The following is a 15,482-nucleotide window of genomic DNA, read 5'->3' as shown; positions in this document are numbered from 1 at the left end:
CTCCAGGATCGGGCCACCACTCGGGCGTCCCGTGACCTGCGGGCGATCCGGCGCGTGGTGGATCGCCGCCCGCACCGTCGCGGACAGCATCCCCACGTTACGCCCTGCGCTCGCGCCTACGGCAGCGGGACGACGGCGCGCTGCGTCTCGCGGACCCACTCCTCGAGCTTGGCCGTGGCGGCCCCGGAGTCGACGGCCTCCGCCGCGCGGTCCATCGACGTCCGCAGGCGCTCCAGGACGGGCGTGCGCACCAGGTCCGGGTCGCGCGCCAGGTCGAACGCCGCGAGGCCCGCGGCCGCGTTCAGAAGGACGATGTCGCGGACGGGGCCGCCGTCTCCCGCGAGCACCGAGCGCACCACGCTCGCGTTGTAGGCGGCGTCGCGGCCGCGCAGCTCGTCGATCCGCGCGCGGGGCAGGCCCAGGTCGCGCGGGTCGAGGTCGTGCTCGACCACGGAGCCGCGCGACACCTCCCAGATGTGGCTGTGACCCGTGGTGGTGAGCTCGTCGAGGCCGTCGTCCCCGCGGAACACCAGAGCCGTCGCCCCGCGCGTCCGGAACACGCCGACGACCAGCGGCACCCGGTCGAGGTGCGCCACTCCGACCGCCGACGCCTCGGGACGCGCCGGATTGCAGAGCGGGCCGAGGAAGTTGAACACCGTCGGCACGCCCAGCTCGGCGCGCACCGGACCGGCGTGCCGGAAGCCGGGGTGGAAGAGGGACGCGAAGACGAAGGCGATCCCCGTCCGCCGGAACACCTCGGCCACCCGCTCGGGAGAGAGGGAGAGGTCGACCCCGAGTGCCGCGAGCACGTCGGAGGAGCCGGAGGAGGAGGACGCGGCCTTGTTCCCGTGCTTCACGACGGGCGTGCCGGCCGCGGCCGCGATGATCGACGCGGTGGAGGAGATGTTGACGGTCCCGAAGCGGTCCCCGCCCGTCCCGACGATGTCCAGGGCCATCGGGTCCACGTCCAGCGGCACCGCGTGGTCGAGGATCGCGTCGCGGAAGCCGACGATCTCGTCGACGGTCTCGCCCTTCGCCCGGAGGGCCACCAGCAGTCCGGCGAGCTGCGCCGGAGTCGCCGCGCCCTCCATCACCTGCTCCATGGCCCACGTCGCCTCGGAGACGCTCAGATCGGAGGACTCGAGGAGTGCGCTGAGAACGTGCGGCCAGGACAGGGTTTCCGACATGGCTCCCAGATTATGCGACGAGGATCGCCTCCCGGCTAGTGCGACTTCCCTCCCCTGCCATCGGCCATAATGGTCTGTGTGACGAGCACCTCTCTCTCCCCCACGGCCACCGCGCCCGTAGTGAACCGACCCAACCCGGTCGCGGTCGGAACGATCGTCTGGCTGGGCAGCGAGGTCATGTTCTTCGCCGGCCTCTTCGCGATCTACTTCACCCTGCGCAGCACCTCCCCCGAGCTCTGGGGCGCCGAGACCCAGATCCTCAACGTCCCCTACGCGGGCGTGAACACCGTGATCCTCGTGGCCTCGTCGTTCAGCTGCCAGTTCGGCGTGTTCGCCGCCGAGCGGCTGCAGCCGCGTGCGACGGGCCTCAGCCCGTTCAAGTGGGGCATGGTCGAGTGGTTCTTCCTCACCTACGCCCTGGGCGCGGTCTTCGTCTCCGGCCAGGTGCTCGAGTACGCGACCCTCGTCTCCGAGGGCGTCACGCTCTCCAGCAACGCCTACGGCTCCGCCTTCTACCTGACGACCGGCTTCCACGCCCTGCACGTCACCGGCGGCCTCATCGCGTTCCTCCTCGTCATCGGCCGCGGCTTCGCGGTCAAGAACTTCGGCCACAAGGAGGCGACGAGCGCCATCGTCGTCTCGTACTACTGGCACTTCGTCGACGTCGTCTGGGTCGGCCTGTTCGCCGTCATCTACTTCCTCAAGTGACGCGCCCGCCGATGCCCCACTCCACTCCCGACCCCCGCAGGAAGGACGCCTCGATGGCCTCCCGGAAGACGAAGAGCCGAGCCAAGAAGGGTCGCCGCCACCCGCTCGCCACCCTGGCCCTGATCGCCATCGGCCTCGGGCTCACCGGCGGGACCTACGCCGCGGTCGGCGTCGCGACGTCCGCCTCGGCGGAGACGTCGTCCACCAGCCAGCAGACGATCGACGAGGGCTCGAAGCTCTTCGCCGCGAACTGCGCCACCTGCCACGGCCTCGACGCCGCGGGCACCGACAACGCTCCCTCCCTCATCGGAGTGGGCGCGGCGTCGGTCGACTTCCAGGTCGGCACCGGCCGCATGCCGATGCAGATGCACGGCCCCCAGGCGCTCGAGAAGCCGGTGCAGTTCACCGACGAGCAGGTCGGCGAGCTCGCCGCCTACGTCGCGTCGCTGGCCCCCGGCCCCGCGATCCCCGAGGGCGAGGTCCTCGACGGACAGGGCGACGCGGCGAACGGCGCCGAGCTGTTCCGCATCAACTGCGCCATGTGCCACAACGTCGCCGGAGCCGGCGGCGCGCTCACCGAGGGCAAGTTCGCTCCCCCGCTGGGCGGCGTGACCGAGGCGCACATCTACGAGGCGATGGTCACCGGCCCGCAGAACATGCCGGTCTTCAACGACCTGAACATCTCGCCCGAGGACAAGCGCGACATCATCTCGTACCTCAAGTACATCGAGGCCAACCCGTCCCCGGGCGGATTCGCGCTCGGCTCCCTCGGGCCGGTCGCGGAGGGCCTGTTCCTCTGGATCTTCGGCCTCGGCGCGATCGTGGCCCTGACGGTGTGGATCACCGCCCGATCCAACTAGACGACTGCAGCGCCCTGACGGGCGCGACTGACCCACGGCACCGACTGGTGCCGACACGGCGTGAAAAGGAGAACCATGGCAGAGCACGATGAGGGTGGCACGGACCTCGCCACCTCGTCGGCCACCGGGCACGGAACGGCTCCGGCCGGCACCGCGGTCGTGACGCGGGACCGCGTCCAGGACCCGGGCCTCCCGCCGCACCGCCCCCGGATGACCGACCTCGACCCCAAGGTCGAGAAGCGTGCCGAGCGCACGGTGTACACGCTCTTCTACCTCTCCTTCGCGGGCTCGATCTTCGCGGTCGCCGCCTACATGGCGTTCCCGATCACCGAGGACGTCGCGTCGGTCCGGCTGAACACGCTGTTCATCGGCCTGGGCATGTCCCTCGCGCTCCTGGGCATCGGCATCGCCGCCGTCCACTGGGGCAAGCAGCTGATGTCGGACCACGAGGGCATCGACATCCGCCACCCCGTCCGCAGCGCGGAGCCCACCCGCGCCCGTGCGCTCGAGATCTTCGACCAGTCCGACAAGGAGTCCGGCTTCGGCCGCCGCTCCCTCGTCCGGAACAGCCTGATCGCCTCCCTCGTCGTGTTCCCCCTGCCCGCCGTGATCCTGTTCCGGGGCCTCGGCCCGCAGGACCAGAACCCCGTCGCCCTCCTCAAGACCACCCTGTGGGAAGAGGGCACGAGGCTCACCCTGGACCCGTCGGGAGCGCCGATCCTCGCATCGGACGTCACCCTCGGATCCGCCTTCCACGTCATCCCCGAGGGCCTCAACGACGCCGAGGGCAAGCTGGAGGAGAAGGCCAAGGCCGCCGTCCTCCTGATGCGCCTGAAGCCGGAGGACCTCATCGTCAGTGAGGGTCGCGAGACCTGGAACTACGACGGAATCGTCGCCTACTCCAAGATCTGCACGCACGTCGGCTGCCCTGTGGCGCTGTACGAGCAGCAGACCCACCACCTGCTGTGCCCGTGCCACCAGTCGCAATTCGACATCACGCGCGAGGCCGCCGTCATCTTCGGCCCGGCGAAGCGTCCGCTTCCGCAGCTCCCCATCACCGTCGACGCCGAGGGTTACCTGGTCGCCAGAAGCGACTTCACGGAGCCCGTCGGACCGTCCTTCTGGGAGCGATGACTCACATGTCCACCACCACCCCCTCACGCCCCTCCAGCTCCCCCGCGGAGCCCGAGGACGGCGTCATCCTCGGATCCGGCAAGTTCCAGAAGGGGTACGTCGGAGCGGCGTCGAACTACATCGACGAGCGCACGAGCATCTCCGCGGTCGTCAAGGAGTTCGGTCGCAAGATCTTCCCCGACCACTGGTCCTTCCTCCTCGGCGAGGTCGCGCTCTACAGCTTCGTCATCATCCTGCTGTCGGGCACGTTCCTCACCTTCTTCTTCCAGGCCTCGATGGTCGAGACGCACTACGAGGGCAGCTATCTGCCCCTCAAGGGCATCGAGATGTCGGCGGCGATGTCGTCCTCGCTCGACATCTCCTTCGACATCCGCGGCGGCCTGCTGATGCGGCAGATCCACCACTGGGCGGCGCTGCTGTTCGTGGCCTCGATCGGCCTGCACATGCTGCGCATCTTCTTCACCGGTGCGTTCCGCAAGCCCCGCGAGCTCAACTGGGTCATCGGCTTCGTCCTCTTCATCCTCGCGATGGCCGAGGGCTTCACCGGCTACTCGCTCCCCGACGACCTGCTCTCGGGCAACGGCCTCCGCATCATCGACGGCATGGTCAAGGGCATCCCGATCGTCGGCACCTGGATCTCGTTCCTGCTCTTCGGCGGCGAGTTCCCGGGCACCGACATCGTCGGCCGCCTCTACACGCTGCACATCCTGCTGCTGCCGGCGCTGGTGCTCGCGTTCATCGCCCTCCACCTCGTGTTCGTGGTCGTCCACAAGCACACCCAGTTCCCCGGTGCGGGCAAGACCGAGCAGAACGTCGTCGGCTACCCGGTGCTGCCGGTCTACGCCGCGAAGGCCGGTGGATTCTTCTTCATCGTCTTCGGCGTCGTCGTCCTCATCGCCTCGCTGTTCACGATCAACCCGATCTGGAACTACGGCCCGTACGACCCCTCGCCCGTCTCCGCGGGAACCCAGCCCGACTGGTACATCGGGTTCGCCGACGGCGCCCTGCGCCTCGTCCCGCCGGGACTCGAGTGGGCCATCCCGGGCATCGGAACCCTGTCGTTCAACATCCTGATCCCGCTCGTCGGTCTCGGACTGTTCATCGCCGTGGTCATGCTCTACCCGTTCCTCGAGGCGTGGATCACCGGTGACAAGCGCGAGCACCACCTGCTCGACCGCCCGCGCAACGCCGCGACCCGCACCGCGATCGGCGCCGCCGGAGTCAGCTTCTACGCCGTCCTCTGGGCCGCCGCGTCGTCCGACCTCATCGCGACGCACTTCCACCTCACGATGGAGGGCGTGATCCACAGCCTGCAGTTCCTGCTCATCGCGGGTCCGTTCATCGCGTACTTCATCACCAAGCGCATCTGCCTGGCGCTGCAGAAGAAGGACCGCGAGATCGCGCTGCACGGCTTCGAGTCCGGCCGCATCGTCCGCCTCCCCGGCGGCGAGTTCATCGAGGTGCACCAGCAGCTCGACGAGTACGAGCGCTGGAAGCTCGTCGGTCAGGACGAGTACGAGCCCCTGATGATCCGTCCGGACTCGCGTGGCCGCATCACCGCCCCGCAGCGCGTCCGCGCCGGCCTCTCCCGCTGGTTTTTCGAGGACCGGATCACCCCCGTCACCCAGAAGGAGCTCGAGAGCTCGCACAGCGAGCACTGATCCTCCCCCGAAGGGCCCGGACGTTCGTTCGTCCGGGCCCTTCGTCGTTCCTGCAGCGGGGCGGCGCCTGTCCTCCGGCGCGGTGGAGGTCGGCGGTGGACCGAGAGCCGGTGAGACCGGATCACAGCGCCTCGACGGCGACAAGCCTGCAGGAAGGTGGGGCGATCCTCCGGACCTCGAGACCTCCGCTCCTTGAATCACGAGACGCCGTCTCACGGCCGAGCTCTAGACGTCCGCCCCCGTCCGACCATGGAGTGATCCATCCCCTCTGCGTGCTCGCAGTGTGGTCGTCCGGTGAGGTCCTCGGTTCCCGTACACGTCGAGACGCTCCGGATTCGTTCGAGGGCACCCGTCCCCAGCAGGCCTATCAGGACTGCCCTCCCCCCACTCACGGTCGAACCCTCTGTGATCGGCGACGGCGACGCTCGCCGGTGCGACAGAGGAGGCGACCTCCGGACATCGACGACCGTCGCTGCAGCGGCGTCTCAGGCTCCCTGTCGTCGCGCCGACCGGCACACAACCCGTTAGCAGTACCGAGGAGCTCCACGAGCTGCAGGGGCGCGCGCGGTTCCGTCGGGGTGCAGGCTCCACTGGGTTCAGAACGGTGTGCAGAGGTCCGCAGGGCGGCGCAGGCGCCAGAACAGGCGCAGCAGCCCCAGTACAGCCGCAGGCGCAGCAGTATCCGCAATCCGTAGCGCGCCACCGCCGTCGGCACGCCCACAGCCGCACAGGAGAGCCGCCACAGGCGTAGCCCGCTTACCCGCGACCAGAGCAGGAGCCGTCGCAGCGCAGCCCCGTAGGGGTGATGACGCGGGCCGACGCTCCTGCTCGGCGCCGCCCGCTGCACTCCCCTGCGAGCTTCCACGTCGCGGGCCGTCGGGATGTGCCCAGACGAGTTCCTCCGCGCAGGACGCCTCGGTGTCCCGTCAGCAGGACACCGCGAGAGATCCAGCTCACCTCGTCATCCCTCACTGAGCGGTCCCGGCCCTCACCGGGAGGACCCGGCTCTCACCGGGAGGCTCGATCCGCCACCGATCGGCGAGTGCCGCCCCTGCACGAAGCCGAACGGCCGAGCCGACCGGGCCCCGACCGCGCGTCGCTTCCTCCTGGATAAGCGAAAGGGCCGGGTGCACGGAGCCGAAGCCCTCGTGCACCCGGCCCTCGGCCGTGCGCTGCGCCCTAGCGGGCGAAGTACCCGCGGTAGTACTCGTACACCCAGCCGGCGATGGCGACCAGGAAGAGCCCGACGGCGATGTAGGTGATCCAGAACCCCACGGCAAGGCCGAGGAATCCGAGAGCCGCGGAACCGCCCAGGATCAGCGGCCACCAGCTCCACGGGCTGAAGAAGCCCAGCTCGGGGTCTCCGTCGTCGATGTCCGCGTCGAGGCGGTCCTCGGGGAGCTCGGCACCCTGCGCCTTGTGGACGCGGCCGACGTAGAACGCGATGAACGCGCCCAGCACGGCCGAGAGGCCGATGCCGACGGTGCCGACCCACTCCACCTGGCCCGTGTCGAGCAGCGACCACACGATGTACGTGATGTCGGCGAGGAGGAAGAAGCCCGCGAGGAGCCAGAAGAGATTGACGTTGGCGCGCATGGCCCTACTTCACCGTGCCTTCGGACTTGTCGTACGTGGGGGCGTCCGGAGCGTCCTTCGCCGGACCGATTCCGACGGGGATGCCGGCCTCGGGGTGGTTGAGGTCGAACGCCGGGGCCTCGCTGCGGATGCGCGGGATCGAGGTGAAGTTGTGGCGGGGCGGCGGGCACGAGGTGGCCCACTCGAGCGACCGGGAGAAGCCCCACGGGTCGTTCACCGTCACCTTGGGCGCCTTGCGGGCCGTGATGTACACGTTCAGGAAGAACGGGATCAGCGACACCGCGAGGATCATCGCTCCGACCGTCGACACCTGGTTCATCCAGGTGAAGCCGTCCTCGGGCAGGTAGCTGGCGTAGCGGCGCGGCATGCCGACGACGCCCAGCCAGTGCTGGATGAGGAAGGTGGTGTGGAAGCCGATGAACAGCAGCCAGAAGTGCCATTTGCCCAGCGTCTCGTTCAGCATCTTGCCGGTCCACTTCGGCCACCAGAAGTAGAAGCCCGAGAACATCGCGAAGACGACGGTTCCGAACACGACGTAGTGGAAGTGCGCCACCACGAAGTACGAGTCCGAGACGTGGAAGTCGAGCGGGGGCGACGCGAGGATGACGCCGGTGAGTCCACCGAAGGTGAAGGTGATCAGGAAGCCGATCGCCCAGATCATCGGGGTCTCGAAGGTCACCGATCCGCGCCACATGGTGCCGACCCAGTTGAAGATCTTCACGCCGGTCGGAACCGCGATGAGCATCGTCATCAGCGAGAAGAACGGCAGCAGGACCGATCCGGTGACGTACATGTGGTGCGCCCACACCGTCACGGAGAGGGCGGCGATCGCGATGGTCGCGTAGATCAGCGTCTTGTAGCCGAAGATCGGCTTGCGGCTGAAGACCGGGAAGACCTCGGAAACGATGCCGAAGAACGGCAGCGCGATGATGTACACCTCGGGGTGGCCGAAGAACCAGAACAGGTGCTGCCAGAGCAGAACGCCGCCGTTGGCCGCATCGTAGATGTGGGCGTCGAACACGCGGTCGGCGCCGAGGGCGAACATCGCGGCGGCGAGCACCGGGAACGCGAGCAGCACGAGGATCGACGTCACCAGGATGTTCCAGGTGAAGATCGGCATGCGGAACATCGTCATGCCGGGAGCGCGCATCGTGATGATCGTCGTGATGAAGTTCACCGCGCCGAGGATCGTGCCGAAGCCCGAGAGTGCGAGGCCGAAGACCCAGAGATTGCCGCCGAGCCCTGGTGAGAACGTCGTACTCGACAGTGGCGCGTACGCGAACCAGCCGAAGGACGCCGCACCCTGCGGGGTGACGAATCCGGCGACCGCGATGAGCGAGCCGAAGCTGTAGAGCCAGTACGCGAAGGCGTTGAGCCGGGGGAACGCGACGTCGGGGGCGCCGATCTGCAGCGGCATCAGGACGTTGGCGAACCCGGCGAAGAGCGGCGTCGCGAACATCAGCAGCATGATCGTGCCGTGCATCGTGAACAGCTGATTGTACTGCTCGCGCGTCTCGACCACGTTCAGGCCGGGCTCGAACAGCTGGGCGCGGATCACGAGTGCCATCACGCCGGCGATGCAGAAGTAGATGAACGACGTGATCAGGTACATGTACCCGATGACCTTGTGGTCGGTCGACGTCATCCAGCGGACGAGGACGTTCGCCTTGCGCTGGACCGGCGGAGTGCCGGCGGTGCGCGTCGGGCGGGGTGCCGTAGCGGTGCTCATGCTCCCTTACTCCTCGTTCTCGCGGACCGGCGCGCCGGTTCCGGGAAGGTTCGAATTGCGGTTGTACTCGGCTCCGAGCTGACCGGTCTGGCCCGCGTCGCGCAGCGACTGGATGTAGTCGTCGTACTCGCCCTGCGAGACGACCTTGACGTTGAAGAGCATCGCGGAGTGGTACTCGCCGCAGAGCTCGGCGCACTTGCCGGCGTAGGTCCCCTCCTTGAGCGGCGTGACGTACATGTAGTTCGTCTTGCCGGGGATCATGTCCTTCTTGTAGAGGAAGTCGACGACCCAGAAGGAGTGGATCACGTCGCGCGCGTCGAGCTGGATCTTGATCTTCTGTCCGACGGGCAGGTAGAGCGTGGGGATCTCGGACTCGACGAGCGAGCCGGCGGCGTCCCCGCCCTCCTGGTACTGGCCCTGGATGCCGGCGGAGTAGACGTCCTCGTCGACGTAGTTGAAGTCCCACGCCCACTGCTTGCCGTACACCTGGATGGTCTCGTCCGGGTCGTCGTAGGGCTGCTCGATGGCGGCCTGGTCGCGCGCGGTGAAGGCGAAGAAGCCGATCACGAGGATCAGCGGCACGATCGTGTAGAAGATCTCGATCGGCATGTTGTAGCGCAGCTGGACCGGCAGGCCGGTCTGCCCCTTGCGACGGCGGTAGACGACCACCGCCCAGATGGTGAGACCCCACGTGACGACGCCGACGGCGAGCAGGACGATCCAGGAGGTGACCCAGAGTCCGATGACGCGGTCGACGTGGTTCGTCGTGCCGGGTTCGGTGGGGAGCCAGCCCTGGAGCTGCTCTTGCGTGCAGCCCGCGAGGACGAGGGCGAGGGCTCCTGCGACGGGGGCAGCGACCCATCTGCGGATTCGGCGATTGAAGCGCACCGGTGACCTTTCGGAAGACTGGGGACCAGTTCACACGAAACTGTATTAGACCGGCTCCAGCCTACCCTTCCGCTCCGGCGGCCCGGTGCACGACGACCCGCTCTTGACGTCCCGGTCGAGTGGTGCAGTCATGACGAACGGCGCCCGACGGGCCACCGGAGTGGACTGTCGGACGCCGTTCGGAGGCGCTGCGGCCCGGGGCCGCGCGGCGTCAGTGGAAGCTGTCGCCGCAGGCGCAGCTGCCGCCCGCGTTGGGGTTGTCGATGGTGAAGCCCTGCTTCTGGATGGTGTCCTCGAAGTCGATCGAGGCGCCGTCGAGGTAGGGGACGCTCATCTTGTCGACGACGAGGCCGACGCCCTCGAACTCCACCGCGGCGTCGCCGTCGAGGGTGCGCTCGTCGAAGTAGAGCTGGTAGATGAGGCCGGAGCAGCCGCCGGGCTGCACCGCGACGCGCAGGCGCAGGTCGTCGCGGCCCTCCTGCTCGAGCAGGCTCTTGACCTTGGCGGCGGCGGTCGGGGTCATCGAGACGCCGTGGGCCGCGCTGGGCGGGGTGGCGAGGGGGGTCGCCGTCTGGTCGGTCAGTGTGTCTGACATGTCACTCCTCAGGGGACGGGCGGAACGGTCGTCGTGCCTTCCGGGATTCTACGGCTGCAACCCGGGTGGTCACCCGGGTATTCCACGACCGGTGGTCAGTCGCGATGAGCGGCGGCGCGGAGCAGGAACAGCGCCTCGGTCTGCGCGGCGCGCTTGAAGACGCCCAGGTGCAGCGACTCGTTGGGGCTGTGCGCGCGCGAGTCGGGGTCCTCGACACCGGTGACGAGGATCTGCGCCTCGGGGAACTCGCGCACGAGGTCGGCGATGAACGGGATGCTCCCGCCGATCCCGGTCTCGAGAGGCTCGCGTCCCCAGGCGTCCGCCATCGCGCCCTTCACCAGGTCCACGGCCCAGCCGGTCGCGTCGACCAGGAACGGACTGCCGGTGTCGACGTCCTCGATCGCGAGGTGGGCGCCGAACGGGGAGTTCGCCCGGAGGTGGCTCTCGATGGCGGCGAAGGCCTCCTCCGCGTCCTGGCCGGGGGCGATGCGGGCGCTGATCTTCACGCGCACGGACGGGACGAGGGTGTTGGAGGCGTCGACGACGCTGGGCGCGTCGATCCCGGTGACCGTGACGGCCGGCTTCGACCACAGGCGCGAGAGGATCGCGCCGGTGCCGATCGGCGAGACCCCGTCGAGCAGCCCGGAGTCGCGGCGGAGGTCCTCCTCGGTCGTCTCGGGCACCGCTCCGTCGTGCTCGGTGAGGCCGGCGACGGCGACCGAGCCGTCCTCGTTCCAGAGCGTCGCGAGCAGGCGGACCGCCGCGAGCATCGCGTCCGGGACCGCTCCGCCGAGCATGCCCGAGTGCGAGGCGTGCGCGAGAGTGCTGACGGTGAGGGTGAAGGTGACGTTGCCGCGCAGGCCCACCGTCAGCGCGGGGGTGTCGACGTCCCAGTTGTCGCTGTCGGCGACGATGATCGCATCCGCGCGGAGGGCGTCGTGGTGCTCGCGGAGGAAGGTGGGGAACGAGCGCGACCCGAACTCCTCCTCCCCCTCGATGAAGAGGACGAGCCCGAGGTCGTGGTCCTCGCCCGCGACCTCGCGGAGTGCGCGCACCGCGGCGATGTGGGACACGACTCCCGCCTTGTCGTCGGCGGCACCGCGCCCGTACAGGCGGTCGCCGCGCACGGTCGGCTCGAACGGAGGCGTCTCCCACGCCGACTCGGCGCCCTGCGGCTGAACGTCGTGGTGGGCGTAGAGGAGGACGGTCGGCGCTCCGTTGCGGGCGGCGCGGGTGGCCAGGACGGCAGGCTGGCCGAGCACGTCGGTGCCGTCGATCGTGGCGCTGTGGATCGCGACGTCGTCGAAGACGCCCGTCTCGCGCGCGAGCTCGGCGATCGCCTCGGCGCTGGCGGCCACGCGGGTGGCGTCGAAGCCGTCCCACGAGACGGACGGGATCCGCACGAGCTGCCCGAGCTGGGCGAGCGAGCGCGGCAGATCGTCGCGGACGGCGGCGAGGACGGCCTCCTCGTCGGAGGAGAGTGCGGGCGGAGTCGGAGCGTCGTGAGCCATGGAGGTAATCTTAAGAGACCCCCGATTCCAAGGACGTTCCCCGTGGCCAAGCACCCGATCGCAACCGACACGCCCGACGACGCCGGCTCGCCCGGCTCCGGGAAGGGCCGGCCGACGCCGACCCGGCGCGAGCAGGAGCTGGCCCGCAAGCGTCCGCTGGTCGTCACCGACCGCAAGCAGGCCGCCCGCGACGCCCGCGAGAAGGCCGCCGTGTCACGCGAGCAGGCCCGCATCGGCCTGGCCGCCGGTGACCAGCGCTACCTGCCGCTGCGCGACAAGGGTCCTCAGCGCAAGTTCGTGCGCGACTGGGTCGACGCGCGCTTCAGCCTCGGCGAGTTCCTCATCCCGGTGATGGTCGTCGTCCTGCTGCTGAGCTTCTTCCCGCAGCCGGAGCTGCAGTACGCGACGCTCGTCATCCTCTGGGTGTTCTTCCTCCTCGCGGTGATCGACTGCATCCTCCTCGGCATGCGGATGCGCCGGAAGCTCGCCGAGCGCTACGGCGCCGACAAGGTCGAGAAGGGCATCCGCTGGTACGCCGCGATGCGCGCCCTCCAGCTGCGCGTCATGCGACTGCCGAAGCCCCAGGTCAAGCGCCGCGCCTTCCCCGAGTAGTCGGACGGCGGACCACGAAGGGCCCCTGCGGTCGCGCCTCGCGCGGCTCCGGGGGCCCTTCGTGGTGCACGGCGGGTCAGGAGGCGCGGGCCAGTCCCCGGTTGATGTCCCGAGCCCACAGGGGCCCGCGGTAGATGAAGGCGGTGTAGCCCTGGACGAGGGTGGCGCCCGCGTCGAGGCGCTCGCGCACGTCCTCGGCCGTCTCGACTCCTCCGACGGAGATCACGCAGAAGGCCGCGGGGACGACGCCGCGGATCACGCGGAGCACCTCGAGCGAGCGCGCGGCCAGCGGGGCACCGGAGAGGCCGCCGGCGCCGGCCGCCTCGACCACGGCGCGGTCGGTCGAGAGGCCCTCCCGGGAGAGTGTGGTGTTGGTCGCGATGATCCCGTCCAGACCCAGGCGGACGGCGAGCTCGGCGACCCGGCCGACCTCGTCGTCGGAGAGGTCCGGGGCGATCTTGACCAGCAGGGGCGTCGTGTCGGCGGCGTCCTTGACGGCCGCGAGGAGCGGCTCGAGGCGGTCGATCTCCTGCAGGCCGCGGAGCCCGGGGGTGTTCGGCGAGCTGACGTTCACGACGAGGTAGTCGGCGAGCGGCGCGAGCAGGCGCGTGCTGATCAGGTAGTCCTCGATCGCGTCGTCCACCTCGACCACCCGGCTCTTGCCGATGTTCACGCCGATCACGGGGCGGCGGCGCGCGCTGCGCAGCCGGATCAGCCGTTGCGCCGCGGCCTCGGCGCCGTGATTGTTGAAGCCCATCCTGTTGACGACGGCGCGGTCCGCGATCAGCCGGAAGAGGCGCGGCCGGTCGTTGCCCGGCTGCGCCCGAGCGGTCAGGGTCCCGACCTCGACGTGTCCGAAGCCGAGCGCGCCGAAGCCCAGGACCGCGGTGGCGTCCTTGTCGAAGCCGGCCGCGACGCCGAACGGGGTCTCGAAGCGGAGGCCGAGCGTCTCGACCGCGGGCGTTCCGCGCGGGACGGTGGTCCGGCGCAGGACCGGAGCGAGGGCTCCGAGGGCCCGGATCACCGGGAAGCTCAGGTGGTGCGCCCGCTCCGGGTCGAGGCGGCGCAGGACGGTGCGGAACAGGAGCGGGTACACCCGGGCCTCAGATCTCGTCGGCGCTGTGGGGCACGGAGGTGCGCTCGGCGCGGAGCAGGGTGATCGCAGACTCGAAGTCGTCCAGCGAGTCGAACGCCTGGTAGACGCTCGCGAAGCGGAGGTAGGCGACCTCGTCGAGCTCGCGCAGCGGCGGCAGGATGGCGAGGCCGATGTCGTTCGCGTCGATCTGCGACGCGCCCGTGGAGCGGATGCTCTCCTCCACCCGCTGCGCGAGGACGGCGAGATCGGTGTCGGTGACGGGCCGGCCCTGGCAGGCCTTCCGGACGCCGCTGACGATCTTCTCGCGGCTGAACGGCTCCACGACTCCGCTGCGCTTGATCACGACGAGGCTCGCGGTCTCGGTCGTCGAGAAGCGCCGGCCGCACGACGGGCACTGCCGGCGGCGGCGGATCGAGAGGCCGTCGTCGCTCGTGCGCGAGTCGATCACTCGGGAGTCGGGGTGCCGGCAGAAGGGGCAGAACATCGAGGGCCTCTCGGTCTCAGGCGAAGCGGGCGTCGACGGCGTCGCCGTGGGCGGGCAGCGCCTCGGCGTCGCTGAGAGCGCGGATGTGCGGGGCGACGCGCTCGAGCGCACCGCGGTCGTACGAGATCAGCTGCTGCGGCCGGAGGAAGGTGTAGGCGCCGAGCCCGGAGGAGAAGCGCGCCTGCCCGAGGGTCGGGAGCACGTGGTTGGAGCCGGCGAGGTAGTCGCCCAGGCTCACCGGGGTGGTCGGACCGAGGAAGATCGCGCCGGCGTCGTGGATCCGCTCGGCCGTCGCGACGGGGTCGGCCGTGTGCAGCTCGAGGTGCTCGGGGCCGTAGGCGTCGCTGAACGCGCAGGCGAGCTCGAGGTCGTCGACGATCACGAGCGCGGACTGCGGGCCGTCGAGTGCGATGGCCACGCGCTCCGCGTGGTGGGTGGCAGCGGCCTGGGCGGCGACCTCGCGCTCGACGGCGGCGGCGAGCTCGGCACTGTCGGTGACCAGGACCGCGGAGGCGGCCTCGTCGTGCTCGGCCTGGCTGACCAGGTCGGCGGCGACAAGGCGCGGGTCGGCGGAGTCGTCGGCGATCACGAGGATCTCGGTCGGGCCCGCCTCGGAGTCGATGCCGACCTGGCCGAGCACCTGGCGCTTCGCGGTGGTGACCCAGACGTTGCCCGGCCCGGTGATGATGCTGACGGGATCCAGCCCGATCGAGTCGACGCCGTAGGCCAGTGCGGCGACGGCTCCGGCGCCCCCGACCGCGTAGACCTCGTCGATGCCGAGCAGAGCGGCCGCCGCGAGGATCGTGGGGTGGACGGAGCCGCCGAACGCCTTCTGCGGCGGCGAGACCAGGGCGATGGAGGCGACTCCGGCGGCCTGCGCGGGCACGGCGTTCATGACGACGCTCGACGGGTAGACCGCCTTGCCGCCGGGGACGTACAGCCCGGCGCGGGCGACGGGCTGCCAGCGCTGGGTGACCGTGGCGCCGTCGTCGAGCTCGGTGGTGCGGGGCGGGGGGATCTGTGCGGCGCTGGCGCGGCGGACGCGCGCGATCGCCTCCTCGAGTGCGCTGCGGATGGCCGGGTCGAGGCGGTCGAGCGCCTCGGCGATCTGCTCGGCGGGCACGCGGAGGTGCGGGGGGCGCACGCCGTCCAGCCGCTCCGCCTGGTCGAGGAGCGCCTCCGCGCCGCGTTCTCGGACGTCGGCGATCAGCTCGGCGACGACGGGCCCGACGGAGGCGGACGTGCCCGGATTGCGGGGCACGAGGGCGAGGAGCTCGGCGGAGGAGGGACGACGGCCGCGGAGGTCGAGAGTCTGGATCATGGCCGCCCCAGTCTACGCGCCGCCCCGCACCACCGAGCTCGACGACGGCGCCACGGTCACCCAGCGCTGGCAGCCCGTCGCCCGCGCCGGGCTGTACGTC

The 15,482-nt window shown here is 70.0% G+C and carries 14 protein-coding genes; 5 read left to right on the top strand and 9 right to left on the bottom strand.

The features are described 5' to 3' along the window. Positions 1 to 116: 116 nt before the first annotated feature. Positions 117 to 1,187, bottom strand: a complete 1,071-nt coding sequence (gene trpD, locus C5C37_RS12930; protein WP_104225357.1) for an anthranilate phosphoribosyltransferase — start codon at positions 1,185 to 1,187, stop codon at positions 117 to 119. A 69-nt stretch (positions 1,188 to 1,256) separates the two neighbouring features. Between trpD and C5C37_RS12925 the strand changes: the two genes are divergently transcribed. The 4 genes from C5C37_RS12925 to C5C37_RS12910 all read left to right on the top strand — a co-directional run bounded on the left by C5C37_RS12925 (position 1,257) and on the right by C5C37_RS12910 (position 5,550). Next, positions 1,257 to 1,895 (top strand): heme-copper oxidase subunit III, encoded by a 639-nt coding sequence (locus tag C5C37_RS12925; RefSeq protein ID WP_104224647.1) that lies wholly within the window; start codon positions 1,257 to 1,259, stop codon positions 1,893 to 1,895. 53 nt (positions 1,896 to 1,948) lie between these two features. Then, a complete protein-coding gene (locus C5C37_RS12920; RefSeq protein ID WP_104315481.1) occupies positions 1,949 to 2,755 on the top strand; it encodes a c-type cytochrome in 807 nt (268 codons plus the stop codon). A 75-nt stretch (positions 2,756 to 2,830) separates the two neighbouring features. Further along, on the top strand, positions 2,831 to 3,889 hold the full coding sequence (locus C5C37_RS12915; RefSeq protein WP_104225358.1) for a ubiquinol-cytochrome c reductase iron-sulfur subunit: 1,059 nt from the start codon (positions 2,831 to 2,833) through the stop codon (positions 3,887 to 3,889). A gap of 5 nt (positions 3,890 to 3,894) precedes the next feature. Further along, entirely contained in the window at positions 3,895 to 5,550 is a 1,656-nt protein-coding gene (locus C5C37_RS12910) for a ubiquinol-cytochrome c reductase cytochrome b subunit (RefSeq protein WP_104224650.1), read from the top strand. Positions 5,551 to 6,729: 1,179 nt separating this feature from the next. On the opposite strand, the gene C5C37_RS12905 is transcribed toward C5C37_RS12910, so the two are convergent. The 5 genes from C5C37_RS12905 to C5C37_RS12885 form a co-directional block, all read right to left on the bottom strand. Beyond that, entirely contained in the window at positions 6,730 to 7,146 is a 417-nt protein-coding gene (locus C5C37_RS12905; RefSeq protein ID WP_104224651.1) for a cytochrome c oxidase subunit 4, read from the bottom strand. Between the two features lie 4 nt (positions 7,147 to 7,150). Continuing rightward, entirely contained in the window at positions 7,151 to 8,875 is a 1,725-nt protein-coding gene (ctaD, locus tag C5C37_RS12900; RefSeq protein ID WP_104224652.1) for a cytochrome c oxidase subunit I, read from the bottom strand. 6 nt (positions 8,876 to 8,881) lie between these two features. Then, complete coding sequence (coxB, locus tag C5C37_RS12895) at positions 8,882 to 9,763, bottom strand: cytochrome c oxidase subunit II (protein ID WP_104339037.1); 882 nt, start codon at positions 9,761 to 9,763, stop codon at positions 8,882 to 8,884. A 211-nt stretch (positions 9,764 to 9,974) separates the two neighbouring features. Then, entirely contained in the window at positions 9,975 to 10,358 is a 384-nt protein-coding gene (erpA, locus tag C5C37_RS12890; protein ID WP_104224654.1) for an iron-sulfur cluster insertion protein ErpA, read from the bottom strand. A gap of 95 nt (positions 10,359 to 10,453) precedes the next feature. After that, on the bottom strand, positions 10,454 to 11,869 hold the full coding sequence (locus C5C37_RS12885) for a dipeptidase (protein WP_104339036.1): 1,416 nt from the start codon (positions 11,867 to 11,869) through the stop codon (positions 10,454 to 10,456). 42 nt (positions 11,870 to 11,911) lie between these two features. Here C5C37_RS12885 and C5C37_RS12880 point away from each other — a divergent pair, with 42 nt between their 5' ends. After that, a complete protein-coding gene (locus C5C37_RS12880; RefSeq protein ID WP_181027102.1) occupies positions 11,912 to 12,481 on the top strand; it encodes a DUF3043 domain-containing protein in 570 nt (189 codons plus the stop codon). 76 nt (positions 12,482 to 12,557) lie between these two features. Here C5C37_RS12880 and C5C37_RS12875 read toward each other — a convergent pair whose 3' ends face one another. The 3 genes from C5C37_RS12875 to hisD are packed head-to-tail and all read right to left on the bottom strand — an operon-like array spanning position 12,558 to position 15,382. After that, complete coding sequence (locus tag C5C37_RS12875) at positions 12,558 to 13,577, bottom strand: quinone-dependent dihydroorotate dehydrogenase (protein WP_104224656.1); 1,020 nt, start codon at positions 13,575 to 13,577, stop codon at positions 12,558 to 12,560. Positions 13,578 to 13,584: 7 nt separating this feature from the next. After that, a complete protein-coding gene (gene nrdR, locus C5C37_RS12870; RefSeq protein ID WP_104224657.1) occupies positions 13,585 to 14,061 on the bottom strand; it encodes a transcriptional regulator NrdR in 477 nt (158 codons plus the stop codon). A gap of 16 nt (positions 14,062 to 14,077) precedes the next feature. Then, positions 14,078 to 15,382: a histidinol dehydrogenase gene (gene hisD, locus C5C37_RS12865; protein WP_104246755.1), complete on the bottom strand. Its 1,305-nt coding sequence runs from the start codon at positions 15,380 to 15,382 to the stop codon at positions 14,078 to 14,080. Between the last annotated feature and the right edge of the window lie 100 nt (positions 15,383 to 15,482).

The sequence above is a fragment of the Rathayibacter sp. AY1F9 genome (assembly GCF_002932155.1).
Classification (GTDB): Bacteria; Actinomycetota; Actinomycetes; order Actinomycetales; family Microbacteriaceae; genus Rathayibacter.
This window is presented reverse-complemented; position numbering and strand designations above follow the sequence as displayed.